21 protein-coding genes are annotated in these 20,060 nt (G+C 67.1%); 13 read left to right on the top strand and 8 right to left on the bottom strand.

Features of this window, described 5'->3' with window-relative positions; translation table 11 throughout:
* Positions 1-64 precede the first annotated feature (64 nt).
* Entirely contained in the window at positions 65-2,077 is a 2,013-nt protein-coding gene (locus VGM20_00230; GenBank protein ID HEY4099281.1) for a hypothetical protein, read from the bottom strand.
* A 33-nt stretch (positions 2,078-2,110) separates the two neighbouring features.
* Here VGM20_00230 and VGM20_00225 point away from each other — a divergent pair, with 33 nt between their 5' ends.
* Together VGM20_00225 and VGM20_00220 are read left to right on the top strand one after the other, a co-directional pair.
* Positions 2,111-2,650, top strand: a complete 540-nt coding sequence (locus tag VGM20_00225) for a hypothetical protein (GenBank protein ID HEY4099280.1) — start codon at positions 2,111-2,113, stop codon at positions 2,648-2,650.
* A complete protein-coding gene (locus VGM20_00220; GenBank protein ID HEY4099279.1) occupies positions 2,647-4,140 on the top strand; it encodes an anthranilate synthase component I family protein in 1,494 nt (497 codons plus the stop codon). Before VGM20_00225 ends, VGM20_00220 begins: the two co-directional genes overlap by 4 nt.
* Before the next feature lie 3 nt (positions 4,141-4,143).
* On the opposite strand, the gene VGM20_00215 is transcribed toward VGM20_00220, so the two are convergent.
* Together VGM20_00215 and dtd are read right to left on the bottom strand one after the other, a co-directional pair.
* Positions 4,144-4,716, bottom strand: coding sequence for a Maf family protein (locus VGM20_00215; GenBank protein HEY4099278.1), 573 nt, complete (start codon positions 4,714-4,716; stop codon positions 4,144-4,146).
* On the bottom strand, positions 4,713-5,159 hold the full coding sequence (gene dtd / locus VGM20_00210; protein HEY4099277.1) for a D-aminoacyl-tRNA deacylase: 447 nt from the start codon (positions 5,157-5,159) through the stop codon (positions 4,713-4,715). The genes VGM20_00215 and dtd overlap by 4 nt, the downstream gene beginning before the upstream one ends.
* Positions 5,160-5,236: 77 nt before the next feature.
* On the opposite strand from dtd, the gene VGM20_00205 reads away from it, so the two are divergent.
* The 3 genes from VGM20_00205 to VGM20_00195 all read left to right on the top strand — a co-directional run bounded on the left by VGM20_00205 (position 5,237) and on the right by VGM20_00195 (position 6,919).
* Entirely contained in the window at positions 5,237-5,848 is a 612-nt protein-coding gene (locus tag VGM20_00205) for a YdeI/OmpD-associated family protein (GenBank protein ID HEY4099276.1), read from the top strand.
* Between the two features lie 66 nt (positions 5,849-5,914).
* A complete protein-coding gene (locus VGM20_00200) occupies positions 5,915-6,517 on the top strand; it encodes a hypothetical protein (protein ID HEY4099275.1) in 603 nt (200 codons plus the stop codon).
* Positions 6,518-6,559: 42 nt separating this feature from the next.
* Positions 6,560-6,919: a hypothetical protein gene (locus tag VGM20_00195; GenBank protein ID HEY4099274.1), complete on the top strand. Its 360-nt coding sequence runs from the start codon at positions 6,560-6,562 to the stop codon at positions 6,917-6,919.
* Positions 6,920-6,940: 21 nt separating this feature from the next.
* Here the strand turns inward: VGM20_00195 and glmS are convergent, their stop codons facing one another.
* From glmS to VGM20_00180, 3 genes are read right to left on the bottom strand one after another with little or no spacing between them, the layout of a single operon-like run.
* On the bottom strand, positions 6,941-8,767 hold the full coding sequence (gene glmS, locus VGM20_00190) for a glutamine--fructose-6-phosphate transaminase (isomerizing) (protein ID HEY4099273.1): 1,827 nt from the start codon (positions 8,765-8,767) through the stop codon (positions 6,941-6,943).
* Between the two features lie 33 nt (positions 8,768-8,800).
* Positions 8,801-10,153, bottom strand: a complete 1,353-nt coding sequence (glmM, locus tag VGM20_00185; protein HEY4099272.1) for a phosphoglucosamine mutase — start codon at positions 10,151-10,153, stop codon at positions 8,801-8,803.
* A 35-nt stretch (positions 10,154-10,188) separates the two neighbouring features.
* Positions 10,189-11,253 carry an HD domain-containing phosphohydrolase gene (locus tag VGM20_00180; GenBank protein ID HEY4099271.1) on the bottom strand — a complete coding sequence of 355 codons (1,065 nt, stop codon included), beginning with the start codon at positions 11,251-11,253 and terminating at the stop codon, positions 10,189-10,191.
* 79 nt (positions 11,254-11,332) lie between these two features.
* Here VGM20_00180 and VGM20_00175 point away from each other — a divergent pair, with 79 nt between their 5' ends.
* The 5 genes from VGM20_00175 (at position 11,333) to VGM20_00155 (ending at position 16,812) form a co-directional block, all read left to right on the top strand.
* Positions 11,333-12,181: a site-specific DNA-methyltransferase gene (locus tag VGM20_00175; protein ID HEY4099270.1), complete on the top strand. Its 849-nt coding sequence runs from the start codon at positions 11,333-11,335 to the stop codon at positions 12,179-12,181.
* Positions 12,178-13,344, top strand: a complete 1,167-nt coding sequence (locus VGM20_00170; protein HEY4099269.1) for a cystathionine gamma-synthase — start codon at positions 12,178-12,180, stop codon at positions 13,342-13,344. The genes VGM20_00175 and VGM20_00170 overlap by 4 nt, the downstream gene beginning before the upstream one ends.
* 77 nt (positions 13,345-13,421) lie before the next feature.
* A complete protein-coding gene (locus tag VGM20_00165; GenBank protein HEY4099268.1) occupies positions 13,422-14,450 on the top strand; it encodes a M48 family metallopeptidase in 1,029 nt (342 codons plus the stop codon).
* Positions 14,447-15,721, top strand: a complete 1,275-nt coding sequence (gene purD / locus VGM20_00160) for a phosphoribosylamine--glycine ligase (protein HEY4099267.1) — start codon at positions 14,447-14,449, stop codon at positions 15,719-15,721. The genes VGM20_00165 and purD overlap by 4 nt, the downstream gene beginning before the upstream one ends.
* An 8-nt stretch (positions 15,722-15,729) precedes the next feature.
* On the top strand, positions 15,730-16,812 hold the full coding sequence (locus VGM20_00155; protein ID HEY4099266.1) for a hypothetical protein: 1,083 nt from the start codon (positions 15,730-15,732) through the stop codon (positions 16,810-16,812).
* 21 nt (positions 16,813-16,833) lie between these two features.
* Here VGM20_00155 and VGM20_00150 read toward each other — a convergent pair whose 3' ends face one another.
* The gene (locus VGM20_00150) at positions 16,834-17,136 is read right to left on the bottom strand and encodes a helix-turn-helix domain-containing protein (GenBank protein HEY4099265.1); all 303 of its coding nucleotides are present in this window, start codon (positions 17,134-17,136) and stop codon (positions 16,834-16,836) included.
* Between the two features lie 22 nt (positions 17,137-17,158).
* Here VGM20_00150 and VGM20_00145 point away from each other — a divergent pair, with 22 nt between their 5' ends.
* From VGM20_00145 to VGM20_00135, 3 genes are read left to right on the top strand one after another with little or no spacing between them, the layout of a single operon-like run.
* Entirely contained in the window at positions 17,159-17,599 is a 441-nt protein-coding gene (locus VGM20_00145; GenBank protein HEY4099264.1) for a VOC family protein, read from the top strand.
* A 27-nt stretch (positions 17,600-17,626) separates the two neighbouring features.
* A complete protein-coding gene (gene mutM / locus VGM20_00140) occupies positions 17,627-18,451 on the top strand; it encodes a bifunctional DNA-formamidopyrimidine glycosylase/DNA-(apurinic or apyrimidinic site) lyase (protein HEY4099263.1) in 825 nt (274 codons plus the stop codon).
* A gap of 9 nt (positions 18,452-18,460) precedes the next feature.
* The gene (locus VGM20_00135) at positions 18,461-19,549 is read left to right on the top strand and encodes a hypothetical protein (protein ID HEY4099262.1); all 1,089 of its coding nucleotides are present in this window, start codon (positions 18,461-18,463) and stop codon (positions 19,547-19,549) included.
* 15 nt (positions 19,550-19,564) lie between these two features.
* On the opposite strand, the gene VGM20_00130 is transcribed toward VGM20_00135, so the two are convergent.
* A complete protein-coding gene (locus tag VGM20_00130) occupies positions 19,565-20,059 on the bottom strand; it encodes a metallophosphoesterase family protein (protein ID HEY4099261.1) in 495 nt (164 codons plus the stop codon).
* Position 20,060 lies beyond the last annotated feature (1 nt).

The raw sequence follows: 20,060 nt of genomic DNA, 5'->3' as shown, positions 1-20,060 counted from the left end.
CTCTGTCGCCACATGACATCTCGCTGTCAGGATGTGACCGGATTGTCGCACTGGCGCGGCGCCGCTAGAGGATTGCCCACCAATCGGGATGGGCATCGAGCGAGATGGTAACCCGCCCGGTTCGCAGCGAAATCCCCGATTCCACGCGGATCAGCGGCCCCCAGGCATCGATGCGGAGGCCGGCCACCGGTTCGATGCTCCCGGTCGCTCGCCACGGGGCGAGCGCGAAGTCGCCACCGGCAATTCCGGCGGCCAGGAACGGCTCCAAGATGCTTGGAAGCGTGACGTATTTCGAATACGGAAAGGGAGGTGTGGGGAGCCGGACCGGAAGCGCCCAGCCGACCGAAGCCATGGCCATCCTGCGGCCGCCGAGCTCGCGAAACGGGAGCCCGGGGAGGGTCCCTTTTCCGCCGAGGAGAAAGCTTCGATAGACAGGGAGATCGGCGCTCCCCCACCCGGCCGTGCCGCTCAGTTCGATCGAGCCGGTCCCGATGGCGATCGCGACGTTGCCCGCCGCCCGGATCCGGGCCCATTCAGTCGTACCAGCACCGGCTTCGCCGTCGATGGTCCAGCCGTCGCCGGCGGTGCCTTGCCGTGACAGCGACAGCCGCGCGATCGCCGCGCTGCTTCGTGGCAGGAGCGGATTGGGGAGCACCGAGTCGGTGAGCGGCGTGAAGGCGGCCGCGGCCGGACGCGATTCTTCCCACCCGCCCGCGATGGTGACGAGAGTGCGCCCGGACGCGATCGTCGCGGCGGCAGTCGCTCGATCGAGGAGGGTGTAGTCGCCCAGATCGGTTCCGGCGACGGCGGTGGCGACGGAGTTCACCACGCCGCTGATCATCGGGAGATCTCCGACGTCGGCAACGCTGCGCGTGGCGCCGACCGACCAGCGCGCCGGGCCGCTGCGCTTCGCCACTTCGCCGGCCCAGATCATCCGGTCATCGCTCAGGCCGATCCCGGCGCGGGCGCGGAGGTTGAAACCGCGACCGAGTTCAAGGGAGCTTCCCGGCTCGATTGTCACGCCTTCGACGCGGTTGACGCGCAGCAGATCGCTCAGGGCTCCGTCGACGACCCGGAAGCGCGGCAAGCCGTCGAGCGAACGTCCGCCGATCGATTGCGATGCGCGGCGCGCCACCTGGGCGACGTCCAGCTCGGTCTCCGGGAGGTCGCTGAGTTCGTTCGCGATCGGCGCCGTCCATCCCGAATCGACGGGCGCCGTGCGGCCTCCGATCGGGGGGCCTGCAAAGAAGACCGGCGGATGCACCGTGCCGAAGCGGTAGTCGTCGATCACCCAGTCACCGCGAATCACGGTATGGAGCGGCGTATCGAGCCACGGCGTCGCGCGGCGGATCACGATCGACTGGCGCCAGGGGAGCCAGCGAGCGTTTTCCTCGAGGGCGTTGTCGAGGGTGACGGTGATATCCTCGACGGTGCGATCGCGATAGGCAGGAGGTGTGAAGGTGAACTGGAAGCGGACCAGCGCGGCGCGGTCGATGTCGATGTAGAGGGTCCCGATCGTTCCGGCGGTCCCGGGGTCGCTCGGCCGCACGTCGATTGCGACGACGCGGACCGTTCCGCGCGGTGCGGTCAGCCGCAGGGTGTCGCCGAGCGCGAAGCGGTAGAATGAGAGACCGGCGGCCGAGAGCGGATGGGGGACGTTACGGACCTCGTCGCCCTGGCCCAGCCGGATCAGCGGTCCGAAGTCGTTCGCGACGATGCCGAGATGGTCGCGATGGTACTGCATCTGGTTGGGAAGGAAGGAGGTGTCGCGCCAGGCGACGATATTCTGCTTGCTCCAGTTCGGGGCCTCCCCGTACACTTCGACCCGCAATTCGTCGGCCCGAATCACCCGTTCGACAGGACCATCGCCGTGATCGATGACCGAGGCAAACCGCAGGAACCCGTGCGCTTCGGCTTGCCACGAGGCGAGAAGGGTATCGGCATCGCGGCTGGCGCGGTGAGCAACCGCCGCCTGGATCAGCGGCAGCGAATCGCCGGCGACCCAGCGCTGCGCGGTGAGCGGAGCCGCAACGACCGTGGCGAGAAGCACCGCGATGCCGGCCGATCGACGAAGCATCGCCGGAAGATAGGCGTCGCCGCGCTGGCGCTGGTGGCCGCCTGCCATGGAACCAACGTCAACGTCGGCGCGGTCCCAGCCACGATGGCGATCGCGCCGGGGACGCAGACGACGACCGACAAGGTGTGGATGCTCGAAACCTCGGGGGGCGTGGTGCGTGACACGCAGGTCGTGTTCGCCCGAGCAGCAGGGCGGACGATCGTGATGAAGCATGCCGACGATCAGGCCATCTTCCTGATGCTCCATTTTCCCGCCGCCCATGATTCGACTCCCTCGCGCGATTCGATCCGCGTCGAAGTGCATCCCGTCGCCGGCCAATACGCGGTGACGATCTCGCTTCCCGACAATGTGCCGACCGGTTCGACCGGAACGTTTTCGTATGCCATTCATTTCAAGACGCCATCCGGCGCCGCCGCAACCCATCCGAGCCCCGGACAATTCGAACAGCTCGTCGCGCCGGCCCTGGTGACCGACACCCATGTCAAGTTCCTCGCCGGGAATCGTCCCGCCGCCGACATGATGCGCTTTCCGCTCACCACGTCCGGCGTCTACGCGTTGCTGGCCCTTCGATGAGCGACCTGCGATCGCGCTGCCGCGATGCCGCGCGCAACGGATTCACCCGCGTCCCCGTGACGCGCGAGGTGGTCCTCGACGGCGATACACCAGTATCGGCATTCGCGAAGATTCATCGCGGCGAGTACGGCTTTCTCCTCGAATCGCTGGAGGGTGGCGAACGGTGGGCGCGGTATTCATTCCTCGCGACTGAACCGGGCGCGATCTATCGCTACCGCGGTCGCCGCTGCGAGATGTCGACGGACGGTGATGACTGGGTTCCACGCAACGACCCGATCGCCCCGCTGGCGCATCTGAGCGAGATGCTGCGCGCCGATCGGTCGGTCGAGGTTCCCGGATTGCCGCGCTTCACCGGCGGCGCGGTGGGGTTCTGGGGCTACGATGTGGTGCGCACGATCGAGCGGCTTCCCGATCCGCCGCGCGACGACCGCGACCTTCCCGATGCCGTGGTGATGCTGGTCGACACGCTCCTCGTGCTCGACAATCTCTTTCATCGGGCAACGGTGATCGCCAACGTCGCGGTGGACGAGCGTCTCTCGGACGCCGATCTCGACGCACGGATCGCCGATGCCGAGCGGCGGTGCGACGAATGGGTCGCGCGGCTCGATGCGCCGAACCATCTCGCGCCGCTGGCGATCGACGGGGTCCACCGTGCGGCCGCCACCGCGAACTTCACCGACGCCGACTTTCAGCGCGACGTGCAGCGCTGCCGGGATTACATCGCTGCGGGCGACGCCTTCCAGATCGTGCTGTCGCGCCGCCTCGACGTCACGCCGGCGCCCGATCCATTTCTGGCGTATCGCTGGCTCCGCGCGCTCAATCCGGCGCCGTACTGCTATTTCCTGCGGCTCGCGGGGATCACCATTGCCGGCGCGTCACCGGAAGTGCTGGTGCGCGTGGAGCACGATCGTGTCACGGTGCGCCCGATCGCGGGAACCCGCCCGCGCGGCGCGACCCCCGAGGCCGACCGCCAGCTCGAAGCGGAAATGCGTGCCGACCCGAAAGAAGTCGCCGAGCACACCATGCTCCTCGATCTCGGCCGCAACGACGTGGGACGGGTGGCGCAATACGGATCGGTCCACGTCGCGGAGCGGATGGTGGTCGAGCGCTATTCCCATGTGATGCACCTCGTGAGCGAAGTTCACGGAACGCTCCGCCCCGAGCTGGATGCGCTCGACGCACTGGCGGCGGCATTCCCAGCCGGGACGGTGAGCGGCGCGCCGAAGGTGCGCGCCATGGAGATCATCGACGAACTCGAGCCGACGCGGCGCGGGCCGTACGCCGGCGCGGTGGGGTACGTCGGGTGGGGGGCCCGCACCCTCGACACCGCGATCGCGATCCGGACGGTCATCTTCCACGGGAACATCGCGAGCGTGCAGGCAGGTGCGGGGATCGTCGCCGATTCGGTGCCGGTGGGTGAATTGAACGAGACGAGCGCCAAGGCGGGCGCGGTGCTCGCGGCGCTTGGCCAGGCGATGAAGGATCGCTAGCCACTATCGCGGGAAGCGGTACTCGTATCCCGCCTGACGGAGGAGATCGAGGACCAGACGCACCGGCAGGCCCATCACGCCGAAGAAATCTCCGTCGATTCGCTCGACAAGTGCCGCGCCCCATCCCTGGATCCCGTAGGCACCGGCCTTGTCGTGCGGTTCGCCCGTGGCGATGTAGTCGAGCAGCATCGGCTCGCCGCAGCGGCGGAAGGTGACGCGGGTTTCGTCGGCGGCGTGATACTCGGTGCCATTGGCGATCAGGCAGACCGCGGTAATCACCACGTGGCTCCGCCCCTGCAACCGGCGCAGCATCTGCAGTGCGTCGGCATCGTCCGCCGGCTTCTCCAGCACGTCATCATCGACCACGACGATCGTATCCGCACCGAGAACGAGCGCGCCCGGGACGGCGCGGGCCTTGTCGCGGGCGAGACGGCGCGAGTAGGCGGGCGGCGCTTCGCGCGGCAGGCGGATCTCCTGCACATTCGCCGGAGCGACAATCACCGGAATGTGCAGCATGTCCATCAGCTGGCGACGGCGCGGCGACGCCGACGCCAGGACGATCGTCGGCATTGTCATCGCGGCGGATACTCCAGCATCAGTGTCACGGGGCCGTCGTTGACCAGGGCGACCTTCATGTCGGCGCCGAAGGTGCCGGTCGCCACCGTGAGGCCGGTGGTGCGAAGGTTCGCGACGAATTGCTCGTATAGCGGGATCGCCGTCTCCGGGCGCGCCGCGCCGATGAAGGAGGGCCGCCGGCCGGCAGTTGCATCGCCGTAGAGGGTGAACTGCGAGACGACCAGCACCGCCCCGCCGATCGAGGCAAGATCGAGATTCATCTTCCCCTGCACGTCGTTGAAGATCCGGAGCCCGGCAATCCTGCTCGCCATCCACGTCAGGTCGGCCGGTGTGTCGGTGGGAGCGATCCCGACGAGGACCAGCAATCCGGCACCGATCGCGGCCGATACTTCTCCGTCGATCGTGACCGATGCTTCCGTGACCCGCTGGATCAGGCAGCGCACGCGGAGAAGGTAATGGAATCAGATCGACGGCCTTGCGCCGCGTCGTAGCTTTGACCCTCGTCCGGAGAGGATCGATCATGGGAACCCGCGACCCGCGCGTCGACAAGTACATCGACAACGCTCCCGAATTCGCCCAGCCGATCCTCACCCGGATCCGTGCCGCGGTGCACCGCGGCTGCCCCGACGTCGAAGAGACGATCAAATGGGGGATGCCGTCGTTCAACTTCCACGGCATTCTCTGCGGCATGGCTGCGTTCAAGGCCCATGCGGCGCTGGGGTTCTGGAAGAGTGCACTGGTGGTGACGCCGTCGGGCCAGCGCGCTGACGAGGCGATGGGTCAATTCGGCAAGATCACGACGATGGCCGACCTCCCGCGGATGAACACGCTGGTGGGATATGTGCGGCAGGCGGCGCGGCTCAATCGCGAGCGGATCAAGGTCGCCAAGCCAAAGCGTGCGCCCAAGCCAGTTCCCAGGACGCCGGCTGATTTCCAGGGAGCGCTGAAGCGGAACCGGAAGGCCTTGTCGTCGTGGGAAGCGTTCGCGCCAAGTCACCGGCGCGAGTACATCGAGTGGATCACCGAGGCGAAGACCGACGCGACGCGGACCAGGCGCCTTGCCACCGCGATGGAATGGATCAGCGAAGGGAAGCAGCGGAACTGGAAGTACATGCAGAAACCGAAGCCGTAGCGTTCGCGTTGATCGACCGTTGACGCGGTGGTGCGATCGTGTGCACCACTTCATCCGGACGGTCCGATGCGTCGCGCGCTTCTCCTCATCCTCCTTCTCGCCCTCCCCGGCCACACTCCGCTTTGCGCCCAGTGGAGCGCCACCCTCCTCGGTGGCTCCATCACTTCGCGCGGGGACGCACGGGACGCGCTCGATCCCGATCACCCTGAAATCCGCGCCGACCGCCTCGCCGTGGTTACCGTCGCGATCGGGCGCACGATCGGTCGGTGGCGAGTGGGACTCGAGGGGCGCCACGCCGGCGCCGATCTCTCCGAAGCGAGCGCGGCGGCAGTTGTTACCACACCCGGGGTGCTGAGTGCATGGGGCGCCGGCTTCGAGGTCGCCACCCGAATCGTCGGCCGCGCCCCCCGGCCGTCGCTCGAAGTCGCCCTCGGCGCCGGCGCCGACCGCTGGTCATTCGACCTGTCGGATGATTCGCCGCGGTGGCGGAGTACGCTGCGGGGCGCGCTCGAAGCGAGTCTTCCGCTCGGCGGCCGCTGGGATGCCGTGATCCGCGGCGAAGTGACCAGGTCGCCATCGATCTTCCGCACGGCGGAGCTTCCTGAGGGATTTCAGTCGCTGACCGCGTGGCGGCGCGGGGTAGTGCTGGGGATCAGGCGGCGGTGGTGACCGCCCTCCCGGTCGCCGATGGTCGGTGTGGTAGATTCGGCGATGCGCCGCGTCTTGTTCGCCGTCGCCATGCTGGTGGCTGCACTCACCGTTGCCGGATGCGCCCACTGGCAGCCGGTTGAACCGGCCAGGCAGCCGGTGCTCAAGGAACGCGACGTCCTGCAATTCGATTTCGTCGGCGAGAAGGTGCGGCTGCATTCCGTCCGGTTCACTGCGGATTCGGTCAGCGGAATCCCGTGGCTTCGCAATCCGGCCTGTGATTCGTGCCGGACGTCATATCCGTTGTCGCGGGTGGACAACCCACGCGTCGGGAGGCCAGAGGAGAACCTCTGGTTCCTGATGCTTCCGGTCGGATTGGGGTTCGGGTACCTGGTGATCTACGCCGTGCGCGGCACCCAGTGACCGCGCCCGGAGTGATCGCTGTTATTCGACGGTTACCGACTTGGCCAGGTTTCTCGGCTGATCCACGTTGCAGCCACGGTTGACGGCGACGTAGTACGACAACAGCTGCAGCGGAATGATCGTCAGCACCGGCGTCAGCAGGTCCAGCGTCTCGGGCACAATGAATGTCGCTTCGGCGAGCCGCGCGATCTCCTCGTCGTTTTCATTGACGATCGCGATCACCTTTCCTCCCCTCGCCCGTACCTCCTGCACATTCGACACGATCTTGCTGTGCACGGCGTCGCGCGGGGCGACGACGACGACCGGCATGTTCTCGTCGATCAACGCGATCGGCCCGTGCTTCATCTCCGCCGCAGGGTATCCCTCGGCGTGGATGTATGAGATCTCCTTCAGCTTGAGCGCCCCCTCCAGTGCCACCGGGAAGTTGACACCGCGTCCGAGATAGAGGGCGTTGGTCATTCCGTCGAACCGCGACGCGAGCGCCTCGACCTCTTCGGCGCGGTCGAGAATCTGGCGGACCTTCCCCGGCAACTGCTGCAGTGCCTCGATGTAGCGCCGTCCTTCGAGGAGCGACATCGTCCGCAGCCGCGCGAATCGCAACGTCACGAGCGCCAGAGCCGCGACCTGCGAGGTGAACGCCTTGGTGCTTGCGACGCCGATTTCCGGACCACATCGCAGATAGAGGCCGCCGTCAACTTCGCGCGAGATCGTCGAACCGACCACGTTCACCAGGCCGAGGACACGGGCCCCGCGCTGCTTGGCCTCCATCATCGCGGCCAGCGTATCCGCCGTCTCGCCCGACTGCGAAATCGCGATGACCAGCGTGTCGGAATCGACGACGGGATTGCGGTAGCGGAATTCCGAGGCGTATTCGACTTCGGTGGGGATCCGGGCCAGCTCTTCGAGCATGTGCTTGCCGATCAACCCCGAATGCCATGAGGTGCCGCAGGCGGTGATGATGATCCGCTTGACCTTCATCGCGTCGGTGTCGGAGAGCTTGAGGCCGAAGACACGGACGTTGCCGGTTTCCTCGAGGAGGTGCCCGCGCATCGTGTTCTCGATGCTCTCGGGTTGCTCGAAGATTTCCTTGAGCATGAAATGGTCGAATCCGCCGCGCTCGATCGTGGCGAGGTCCCATTCGATCTGGTTGATCGGCTTGTCGACATGGCGCGTCGTCAGCGTGCGGACGCGGAAGTCATCCTTGGTGAGGACGGCGAGTTCGCCGTTGTCGAGGTAGACCACCGACCGGGTGTGATCGAGCAGCGCCGACTGGTCCGACGCCACGAGGTTCTCCCCTTCGCCGATCCCGAGGACGATCGGCGAGCCGTTCCGCGCGGTGACGAGGGTGCCGGGCTCGTCGGCCGAGATCACCACGATGCCGTATGCGCCGTTGACGTCGCGCAGCGCGGCGGCGACCGCCTCCTCCAGCGAACCCTCGTACAACTCGCCGATGAGGTGCGCCAGGACTTCGGTGTCGGTTTCCGAATGGAATGTATGACCGCGGTCGACCAGCGCCCTCTTGATCGCGGTGGCGTTCTCGATGATCCCGTTGTGAATCAGTGCAACCCGCCCCGACTGATCGGTGTGCGGGTGGGCGTTCGGCGTGGTCGGCCCGCCGTGCGTGGCCCAGCGAGTGTGCCCGATGCCGAGCGTGCCGACCGGCTCCTTGCCGCAGAGTTCATCGGCGAGGACGGAGAGCTTGCCGGCGGCCTTGTGAATTTCGAGACCGTGCCCGTTGAGGACGGCGATGCCGGCGGAGTCGTACCCGCGGTATTCCATGCGGCGCAGCCCTTCCATCAGAATCCGCGTCGCCTGCTTGGGTCCGACATATCCCACGATTCCGCACATGCTCGTCAACTCCTCAGTGGTGCTGTATTCCCGCTAACCCTCGCGGGCGTCGCGCGCCCGGGCAATCAGTGCGTCTGCTCCTTCGATAGTCGGCGCCTCGGCAATCAGGCGAACGATCGGCTCGGTCCCCGACGGCCTGACGTGAAGCCATCGGTCGGACCATCCGAGACGGAGGCCATCACGCCGGTCGAGTTCGGCGTCGGGAAAGATCGCCGCAAGCCGCCGATATTGCGCTTCGAGATCGCCACCGCGTTCGGCCTTTGCTTTGACAATGACGTATCGGGGCGCCTCCCGAACCATGGCAGAGAGCGACCGACCCAGGCCGGCGAGGTATTGCAAGATGAGGGCCGCCCCCAAGGGAGCGTCGCGCCCGACGTGAAGCGCTGGGAGGATCACGCCGCCGTTCCCCTCGCCACCGATGGTGGCGCCGTTGGCGACGATCGCCCGGGCAACGTTCGCCTCGCCAACCGGGGCCTGAAGGAATCGAGCGCCACCTGCGCGGGCGGCATCTGCCACGACCAGTGATGTGGAGAGGTTGGCGACCACGACCGGCGGCGTACTTCCCGGCATTTGCCTCGCGAGTACCGCACGGATGGCGAGGGCAAGGGTGTAATCCTCGCCGATCGGAGCGCCGGTCTCGTCGACGAGCGCCAGGCGATCGACGTCGGGGTCGACGGCCATCCCGATGTCGGCGGCCGACTGCTGCACCAGTTCGCCGAGCGCGCCGAGATTCTCGGGGACCGGCTCCGGGGGGCGCGGAAATCGGCCATCACTTTCGAGATTGATGCCGCTCACCCGGACGCCGAGGCGGTCGAAGAGCGCCAGCATGGTGGGCGCACCGGCACCCCGGACGCAATCGAGTGCCACATGGAATCCGCGGGCGCGAATCGCCTCGGCGTCGATATCGGGGAGGGCAAGGATGGCGTCGAGATGGCGAGCGATGGCGCCGTCGTCAATCGTGGCGCTGCCAATCTCATCCCATCCGGCGCGCTGGGGACCGTCCGCGGCGAGCGCACGTACCGTCGCGCCGGCCGCGGCGTCGAGGAAGATTCCGTCGGGCCCGACGAACTTGAGGGCGTTCCATTCGATCGGATTGTGACTCGCCGTGATGATCAAGCCGGCGCCGGCACAGTGGTGCTCGACGGCCATCTGCACCGTGGGCGTGGGCGCGACGCCGACATCGATCACGTCGACGCCGACCGATTGCAACCCGGCGGTTGCTGCCCGCGCGAACATCTCGCCCGAGGTGCGCGCGTCGCGACCGAGCACGACGTGGGTTCCACCACTCGAGCGAACCCAGGCACCGAGGGCCGCGGCGTGACGGGCGACGATTTCCGGCGTGAGATCGGTTCCGACGAGACCACGCATGCCGGAAACCGAGATCATCAATGTCCCGGCGGGAGATCCTTCGGAGTTGGCGGTCACACCCGGATCGGCAGGGCGTCGGGGCCGGGATAGGCGCCGAGGAACGCCTCGACGATCCGGGGGTCGAACTGTCGCCCGGCGCACCGCTGCAATTCGGCAATCGACACCTGGGCTCCTTGATGTTCGCGATACGCGCGGGTGGACGTCATCGCGTCGAACGCATCCACAACCGACACGATCCGCGCCGCGATCGGGATCTGGTCGCCGACCAGCCCATCCGGGAATCCGGTGCCATCGAGGCGCTCGTGATGCCACCGCACGATGTGCAGCACCTCCGGGTGATCGGCGCGGAGGACGCTGAGCATCGCTTCGCCTTCGACCGTGTGACGCCGCATCTCGGCGAATTCCTCGGGGGTGAGCGCGTCGGGCTTGTGCAGGACGGCATCGCGCGTCCCGATCTTGCCGATGTCGTGCAGTTCGCCGCCGAGCCGGATCTGTTCGAGCATGGCGCTGTCGAGCCCGAGCTGCCGGCCGGTGGCGACGGCGTAGATCGATACCCGCGCCGAGTGGCCGCGCGTGTATGGATCCTTCGCCTCCAGCATCGTGACGGCCATCTGCACCTGCGCGAGGAACATTGCCTGATTCTTTCGCGACAGCTGCTGCACCTGCCGCTCGAGGTCCTGCTGGTAGCTTTCCTTGAGCCGGCGGATCTCCAGCGACATGCGGCGTTCGGCGAGCGCCTTCTCGATGCGCGCACGGACTTCCTGTGCCTGCACCGGCTTCGAGAGATAGTCGCGCGCGCCGATCTTGAGACACTCCACCGCGGTGGCGACTTCGCCATCGCCGGTCAGCATCACGACAGCTGTGTCGGGATAGCGGCCGCGCACTTCGCGCAGGAGTTCCATCCCGTCGCGCCCCGGCATGTGCAGGTCGCTCAGGACCAGTGGCACCTCGCCGCTGCTGGCGAGCATCGCGAGCGCGGAGTCGGTGTCGCCGGCTTCGCTGACGTGGTACCCCTGGGTCTTCAGCACGCGCGCGAGGATCTCGCGCACGCGATAATCGTCGTCAACGATCAGGACGCGCGGGATCGGCACTTCATGCGGACCGCTGTCAGACGCCATGCGCGCAAAATACAGTGAACCGGGGGCAGCGGGCAGTGATCAGGAGTAGATTCGTCCCGGGCGCGAACGCGGAGGCGGCGTGATCGACATCCATCTGGGCGACAATCTCGACGTGTTGCGCCGATTCCCCGATCGCCGGTTCGATCTGATCTATATCGACCCGCCATTCAACACCGGCTCGCCGCGGCGCCTGACACGGACGCGCACGGTTCGCGACGACACCGGCGACCGCACCGGCTTTCAGCAGCGCCGCTATCGCACGCTTCGGCTCGACACCCGCAGCTATCCCGACACCTTCGACGACTACATCGGCTTTCTCGAGCCGAGACTCCGGGAGGCGCACCGCGTGCTCACGAGCACCGGGAGCCTCTTCGTGCATCTCGATGTTCGAGAAGTCCATTATGTGAAGGTGCTGCTCGATCAGATCTTCGGCCGGGCGTCCTTCCAGAACGAAATCATCTGGGCGTACGACTACGGCGCGCGGTCGACCACGCGCTGGCCCGCCAAGCACGACAACATTCTCTGGTACACTCGCGATCCCGCCCGCTACACCTTCCGTCTCGACGATGCCGACCGGATCGCCTACATGGCGCCGCAGCTCGTCGGACCGGCCAAGGCGGCGCGCGGCAAGACGCCGACCGATACCTGGTGGCACACGATCGTCAGTCCCACGGGGAGGGAGCGCACCGGCTATCCGACGCAGAAGCCGGTCGGCATCCTCGAGCGGATCGTCAAGGTGCATTCGGAACCTGGCGCGATGCTGTGCGACTTCTTCGCGGGGAGCGGCTCGTTCGGCGACGCCGCCGACCGGCATGGCCGCGACGTGGTACTGATTGACAGCAATCCTGAAGCGATTGACGTGATGCGGCGGCGCTTTGCCGGCCGCAACACCCGCTTCCCTTCTACCCAGACCCGGCGCGCCAAATGACTCACGCCCACGACGATCAGACCGACCAGCGCATCGCCACGCTCGCCGTGCATGCGGGCGCGATTCCCGACCCGCTCTCCGGCGCCGTGATGCCGCCGATCTATCAGACCTCGACCTATGCCCAGGACGGGCTCGGCAAGCCGCACAACGGCTTCGAATACGCGCGGACGAGCAATCCGACGCGCAACGCCTGGCAACGGAATCTCGCCGCGCTCGAAGGCGCGACGCATGCCTTTGCGTTCGCGTCGGGACTCGCCGCGCTGGACGCGGTGCTCAAGCTGCTTGCTGCCGGCGATCACGTCGTCGTCGGGAACAACATCTACGGCGGCAGCCATCGTCAGATGGAACGGATCTACGGTCAGTTCGGCCTCTCGTTCACCTTTGTCGACATGCGCGAGACCGCACGTGTCGACGCTGCGATGCAGCCGAACACCAGGATGATCTACTGCGAGACGCCGACCAACCCGATGATGTTTCTCGCGGATCTCGCGCAGCTGGGCGACCTCGCGCAGGCCCGCGGCGTGGTGCTCGTCGCCGACAACACCTTCGCCACCCCGATGCTGCAACGCCCGCTGGCGCTCGGCGCCGACATCGTGCTCCACTCCACGACCAAATATCTCAACGGTCACTCCGACATGGTCGGTGGAGCGCTGATCACGTCGCGCGACGATCTCGCCGAGCGGATCGGGTTCATCCAGAACGCCAGTGGTGCGGTCCCGGGCCCGTTCGATTGCTGGCTGGCGCTCCGCGGCGTCAAGACGCTGCCGCTTCGCATGCGGGCCCACTGCGACAATGCCATGCAGCTGGCTCAGTGGCTCGCGTCGCGCAAGGATATTCCGCGGGTCTATTATCCCGGACTGTCCAGCCACCCGCAGCACGCGCTCGCGTCACGGCAGATGTCCGCATTCGGCGGCATCATCTCGATCGAGCTTGGCTCGGTCGAACGGGCGCGCACCGTCGCCGAAGGGACGCGCATCTTCACCCTCGCGGAATCGCTCGGCGGGGTTGAAAGCCTGATCGGACATCCGGCGTCGATGACGCACGCCTCGGTGCCCAAGGCGATGCGGGAAGAGATGGGGCTCACCGATTCGCTGGTCCGGCTTTCCGTCGGGATCGAGGATGTCCGCGACCTGATGGCCGACCTCGATCGGGCACTCCGTTGACCGGCGGACACGGTGCACCATGAAACTCGACCTGCCAGGGCGCGTAGGGTCCGCCACTCCTTATCGTTGAGCCAACCATGACTTCGCTGCCAGCTGCCCGACCCCGCGTTGCCCTCCCCGACATCGCCCCGGTGTCCTGGGAGCATCCTGCTGACCGTGCCGCGTTGCAGGCGCTCCGGGCACTCCCCGGCGTCGACCAGGTCATCCGCAAGATTCTCGGGATTCTCGGTGGCGAACGCGGGATCCGCCTCCTCTTCCAGGGGAACGCGATTCGCGTCGGGCCGACGCAATTCCCGCAGCTCTGGGCAATGCACCTCGAGAACTGCACCACCTTCGGATGGGAGAAGGTGCCGGAGCTGTACGTTACGCAGACCCCGATCTTCAACGCCGGTGCGTACGGCGTCGACGATCCGTTCATCGTGATCCATTCGTCGGCGTTCGAACTCCTCGATACCGACGAGCAGCGGGTGCTGCTGGCCCATGAGCTCGGCCACGTGATGAGCGGGCATGCGCTGTACAGCACGATCGCGGCGATCATGCTGCTGATCAGCATCGGCGCGCTCCCCTTTCCGGTCGAACTCGTCGTCCTTCCGGTACGGCTCGCGTTCCTGGAATGGTCGCGCAAGTCCGAACTCTCGGCCGATCGCGCCGGGCTCCTCGGCTCGCAGGATCTCGCCGCGACGATGCGCCTGTTCATGAAGATGGCCGGCGGTGCCAATATCTCGAATGTGCGGCCCGGCGACCTCAACCTGGAGCCGTTCATGGTCCAGGCGAGCGAGTACGCCGAGCAGCACGACGGCTTCGACATCGTGTACAAGGTCCTCAACACCCTCGCGTTGACGCATCCGATGAACGTCGTCCGCGCCGGCGAAGTGCAGAAGTGGGTGCGCAGCGGCGCCTACGAGCGGATCGTCGGTGGTGAGTACGTGCGTCGCGGTACGCCGGAAGCCGACGAGCGTCCGTTGCGCGACGACATGAAGGACGCGGCGCAGCACTACAAGGAAGAGTTCAACGTCTTTGCCGACCAGCTCAAGACCGCGGCAAAACAGGCCGCCGAGCGGGCACGCGATGCCTTCAACGAAGCGCGCCAGCGAAACGTTGGATGAGGATTCTCGTCGTCGGTAGCGGCGGCCGCGAGCACGCCCTCGCCCACGCCTTCGCTGCCGACGACGCTTCCCATCTGCTCTACGTCGCGCCGGGAAATCCCGGCACCGCGGATCTCGCCACCAATCTCCCCATCCAGCCGACCGATATCGACCGGATCGCCGACGCCACTGATGCGTATGCGATCGACCTGGTTGTCGTCGGTCCGGAACTTCCACTGGCCATCGGTCTCGCCGACCGGCTCCGCGCCGAGGGAAAGACCGTGTTCGGGCCGGGAGCGCACGGCGCACGCATCGAAGCGTCGAAATCGTTCGCCAAGGATCTGATGCGCGCGGCCGGGGTGCCGACCGCCGCCAGCGAAACCTTCACCGACCTGCAACGTGCTCTCGCGTACGTCGAACGGCACGCCGAGCCGCTGGTGGTCAAGGCGTCGGGACTCGCGGCCGGCAAGGGTGCCGTGGTCTGCGAAACCAGGAGTGATGCGCGGCGCGCCGTGACCTCGATGCTCGCGGACCGCGTCCTTGGCGACGCCGGTGCCATGGTCGTGATCGAGGAGTTTCTCCAGGGCGAGGAGCTCTCGGTCCTCGCCATCACAAACGGTCGCGACGTGACACTCCTTCCCGCAGCGCAGGACCACAAGCGGCTATTGGAAGGAGACCGCGGGCCGAATACCGGCGGAATGGGCGCCTACGCGCCAGTGTCGATCGCCACGCCGACGGTGCTCGAACGGGTGAGGAATGAAGTCCTGCTGCCGACGCTCGCCGAACTGGCGCGACAAGGGGAGCCGTATCGCGGCGTCCTCTATGCCGGCGTGATGCTCCACCCGGATGGAACGCCCAACGTCGTCGAATTCAACTGCCGACTCGGCGATCCCGAAACGCAGGTCGTCCTGCCGCTGGTCCGGTCGGGGCTGGTCGGCCTCTTCGACGCCGCAGCACGTGGAGACGCACTCCCGCCGATCGCGATTCGAACTGCGAGCGCTGTGACGACGATCGTTGCGGCGCGCGGATATCCCGACACGCCGGAACGCGGCGCCGTCATCACACTGCCGGCAGAGCTCGGCGACGGCGTCACGGCGTACCACGCCGGAACGGCGCGGAGTCCCGATGGAGCACTCGTAGTGAACGGCGGGCGCGTGCTGGCACTCACCGCGGTCACCGATCACTTCGATGCAGCACAGCAGCGGAGTCGTGGTGCGGCGGAAGCGGTGCAGTTCGACGGAAAGCAGTTTCGTCGCGACATCGGGTGGCGCGAGAAGGAACGGGCTCGGTGAGGACGGCAATGTCAGGCGCACTTGCCGTCTCCGCTGCGCTGTTTGCGGCGGCCGCCCGGCCAGTCATTGCGCAGGGTCCGGTGTGGCCGGTGACGGCGCGACCGCTCACGGTGGTGGGCGCGACCGCCGGCGATCCGAATCAGGAACTGGTCGGGATCACCGGCGCATTCCGGCAGGAGGACGGTCACCTTGTCGCGGTTGCAAGTGACCCGCTGCAGATCCGGCGCTACGAGGAACACGGCACCTTTCTCGCGCGCATCGGCCAGCACGGCAGCGGACCGGGCGAATATCGCGGTCGCGTGACGATCTACCCGCTCCGCGGCGATTCGATCGTGGCCTTTGATGATCAGACCTCGCGGTGGACGCTGTACCTCCCCAACGGCACGCTGGTGCGCAGCTGGGTTTCGACACCGGAAGAACGACGCAACATCACGCCGATTGCCTACCGGCGCACGCTGATCCACGCGACCGGCCAGCCCCTCTCGGCGTGCCTCCGACCGCTGATCGATCGATTGCCGCCGCCGCACGACACCGCGTATCGCGAACTCGTCCCTGATGGCGCCGACCGCGTCTGGCTCAGGGACGAGGGATCAGCGACGTGGTCGGTGCGCGCGGCGGATGGCCGCGAACTGGGACGAGTTCTGCTGCCGGCTGGATTCGAGATGATGCAGATTCGACGCGACGTCGTGGTGGGCCGCCGGCGCGACGCGGACGGCCTCGAACGGATCGAGGTATTCGGCGTCACGATGCCGCCACATTCGGTGAGTCCGGCGTGCGCCCGCCGGGGCGATGAGTTTCCGCCAGATACTTCTCTCGGTACACGCGTCCTGGCGATCGACCTGCGCAATCTCGAAGCGGCGGGGACGGCCTTCCGGATGGACTACGGTCACTACGCGGGGACGCTCGACAGCGTCACCAATGCGTCGAACTTCGTGCTCTCCGCCGGGACCGTCGCGCAGATCCACGCCGCGCACGACGGAGTGGGATGGGATGTAGTGGCGCGCACCGCAACGGGTCCGCGCTTTTGCCGGATCCTGGTCGGCGAGATCGCACCGGTGTGGATGTACCGACTGCCGTTCTGCGGACCGTAGGCGCCGGGCGCTACACGCGTGCTACCGGCGCCACGGCGTCAATACCTCGTACTCCGGAATCGACGTTGGCGTCGTGCGTTCGACGCGGATCAACCGCCGGCGCTTGAGCGTCCGCACCGCCTGCTGCACACCGCTCTTGGAGAGGCCGGTCGCCGTCGCGAGATCCTCGTACGACGCCGTGACCGTTGCGTGCCGGCCGCCGGTCGCACGAATGGTGAGGTGGAGGTAGACGAGATACGCCGAGGGATGGCGGTCATGCCCCACCAGGTCGCGCAACAGGGTGGTCACGATGTAGCGGTCGAGGCGGATCGTCTCGTGAGTCACTATAGTATCCGTTGGAATAGTGATGAAAAAGATGCTGGACACCCCCGGGACGGCGCAACAGATTGGGCGCCATCTCTCACCCGGACAGGTCATGATCACCCAGGTCAAGTTCGTCGGAATCCCGGTGGCCGATCAGGAGCGCGCCCTGCGGTTCTACACCGAGAAGCTCGGATTCGACGTCATCACCGACCAGCCGATGGGGTCGCAGCGGTGGATCGAACTGCGCTGCGGCCGCGCCGAGACCGGCGTCGTCCTCTTCACCCCGGAGGGGCATGAGGACCGCGTCGGATCGTTCTTCAATGGATCGTTCGCGACCGACGACGTGGCGAAGACCCACGCCGAACTGTCGGCGCGCGGGGTGGAATTCACCTCCCCGCCCGAGAAGATGCTGTGGGGGACGTTCGCGAAATTCAAGGACAGCGAAGGGAACCAGTTCGTCCTGAGCAGCGCGCGGGGGAAGTGACGACCGGGGCGCCCTATCTTTCCCGGGGTGCCCGAACTCCCCGAAGTCGACACGATCGTTCGCCAGCTGCGGCCGCACCTCGTCGGCCGGACGATCGTGTCGGCCACGCTGTCGCACGATGATCTGCTGGAAGCCGTCTCGCGCACACTGCTGCTGCGGGAATTGCGGCGGCGGCAGATTACGGCTGTGACGCGCCGCGCCAAGCACGCGCTGATCCATACCGACACGAACATCCTTGCGGTCCAGCCGGGGATGACCGGCGCGCTGCTCCGCTACGATCGCGCCCTGACTCCGGCCGAAGCGAAGTATGCCGTGCTGTGCTGCGGCCTCGACGACGGTGCGATCCTGGTGTATCGCGACGTACGGCGGATCGGAACATTGCGATGGTTGACGCCGGCGGCATGGGACAAGTACCAGGCGCGACTCGGCCCCGAGCCGCTCGACCCGGAATTCACCGCGGAGCAGTTCGCCGACCGGATGAGCCGCTCGCGATCACCGATCAAGAAGGTGCTGATGGACCAGCGCGCGGTCGTCGGGGTCGGAAACATCTACGCCAACGAAGCGCTCTTCGCCGCGCGCATCGATCCGTCGAAGCCGGCCAGCGACGTGCCGCGCCCTCAGTTGATCGTGCTGTACCACGATGTACGTCGGATCCTTGCGGCAGCGATCGCGAGCGAGGGAACGACCTTCCGCGACTACGTCACCGGCCGCGGCGAGCCGGGAAATTTCCAGCTGGAGATCGTCGCGTATGGCCGCGAAGGGGAGCGGTGCGTGGTCTGCGGGACGCGTCTCGCGGCAACCCATTCGATCGACGGCCGGAGCACGGTGTTCTGCTGGCGGTGCCAGACCTAAATTGCAGCCGTGTCCACGCTCGCGCTGGCGCTTCCCGCAACCGACCTGCCCGCCCTTCGATTCCGCGTCCAGCGGCTCGCCGAGGACCGTCCCGGCACCTACCGGATGCTCGACGCAAGCGGCCGGGTCCTCTATGCCGGCAAGGCGAAGGCGCTGCGTACCCGGCTCCTGACCTACTTCCGCGCCGCCTATCCCGACGACAAGCAGGCGAGGATCCTGCACGCCGCGAGCGACATCGCGTTCGACTATGCGCCGAGCGAATTCGCAGCGTCGCTCGCCGAATTGCGGCTGATCCGCAAGCACCGCCCGCCGTTCAACGTCGCGATGAACCGGGCGCGGCGTCACGCTTTCCTGGTCCTCACCGACGAAGCAGCCCCGCGCCTCGTGGCGACCAGCACCCCCGAGCGGCTGCGGGGGCGGACGTACGGGCCGCTCCCGTCGCCGATGCGCACGCACCTCGCCGCGCGCGTCCTGTCGGACCTGCTCGGCCTCCGCGACTGCCGTGCCGACATGCCGGTCCACTACGCCGAGCAGGGCGAGCTCTTCAGCGAGCCGCGCCGCGCCGCCTGCGCGCGCTACGACTTCAAGACCTGCCTCGGTCCATGCGCCGGCCTCGTGGCCGAATGGCAATACCGCGAACGGGTCGATTCGGCGGCGGATTTCTGCGAAGGGCGCGCCGTGCAACCGGTCGACCGCGTCGTGCACGAGATGACCACGAGGTCGGACGCCGCCGATTTTGAGGGCGCGGTGCGCTGGCGCGAGAAATTCGAGGCGCTCGAATGGCTGCTGGCCGCGACAACACGCGCCCGCGCGGCACTCGAACTCCTCACCTTCGCGTACCGCGATCCGGGAGCGCAGGGCGACGATCGGATCTACCTGATCCGGTGCGGCGAGGTCCGCGCGTCGTTTCCCGATCCGGTGTCGCCGCTCGAGCGCGAGATGTTCGCCGGCGTCGTGACGGCAGAGCTCGAGAAGCCGCTCGCGCCGATCGAGCGCGTCGACGCCGAGCGGCTGCACGAACGCCTGCTGGTGATGTCGTGGTTCCGGAACCACCCCGAGGCGTGGCGGCGCACGTCGCCGCTGGAAGGGTGGCACTGACGCCGGGATGTGCCGTCAGTCCTCGTCGGCGGCGGTGAGCGGAACCAGCCGCCCGCGCGGGGGAATCCCGGGCTCCAGTTCCATGATCCCCACCGACGCGGGAAGGTCGAATCGCCGCGGCCCCGCACCACCCGGGTTCATCACCGTCACCACCACGTCGACCAGCTCGAGCTTGGGGATGTGGGTGTGTCCGTGGATCAGAATGTCGGCATCGGGAAAGAGTTCGTGCAGCGCGTCGCTCGGCACTCCGCGACCGACCTGGTCGCCGTGCGTCACGACGATGATGAAACCGTCGAGTTCGACACGCGCCACTCTCGGCAGCCGGGCCCGCAGATCGCCGCCGTCGATGTTGCCATATACCGCGGTTAGCGGCGCAATCGCCTCGAGCTCCGTGAGAATGTCGAGCGTGCCGACGTCGCCGGCGTGGAAGATGTGATCGACGCCCGCGAAGAGATCGAACACCTGCGGGCGCAGCAACCCGTGGGTGTCGCTGATGATGCCGAGTCGCATG

The sequence above is a fragment of the Gemmatimonadales bacterium genome (assembly GCA_036500345.1).
GTDB lineage: Bacteria > Gemmatimonadota > Gemmatimonadetes > Gemmatimonadales > GWC2-71-9 > Palsa-1233.
The sequence above is the reverse complement of the archived record's forward strand: the minus strand, read 5'-3'. Positions and strand labels throughout refer to the sequence as shown.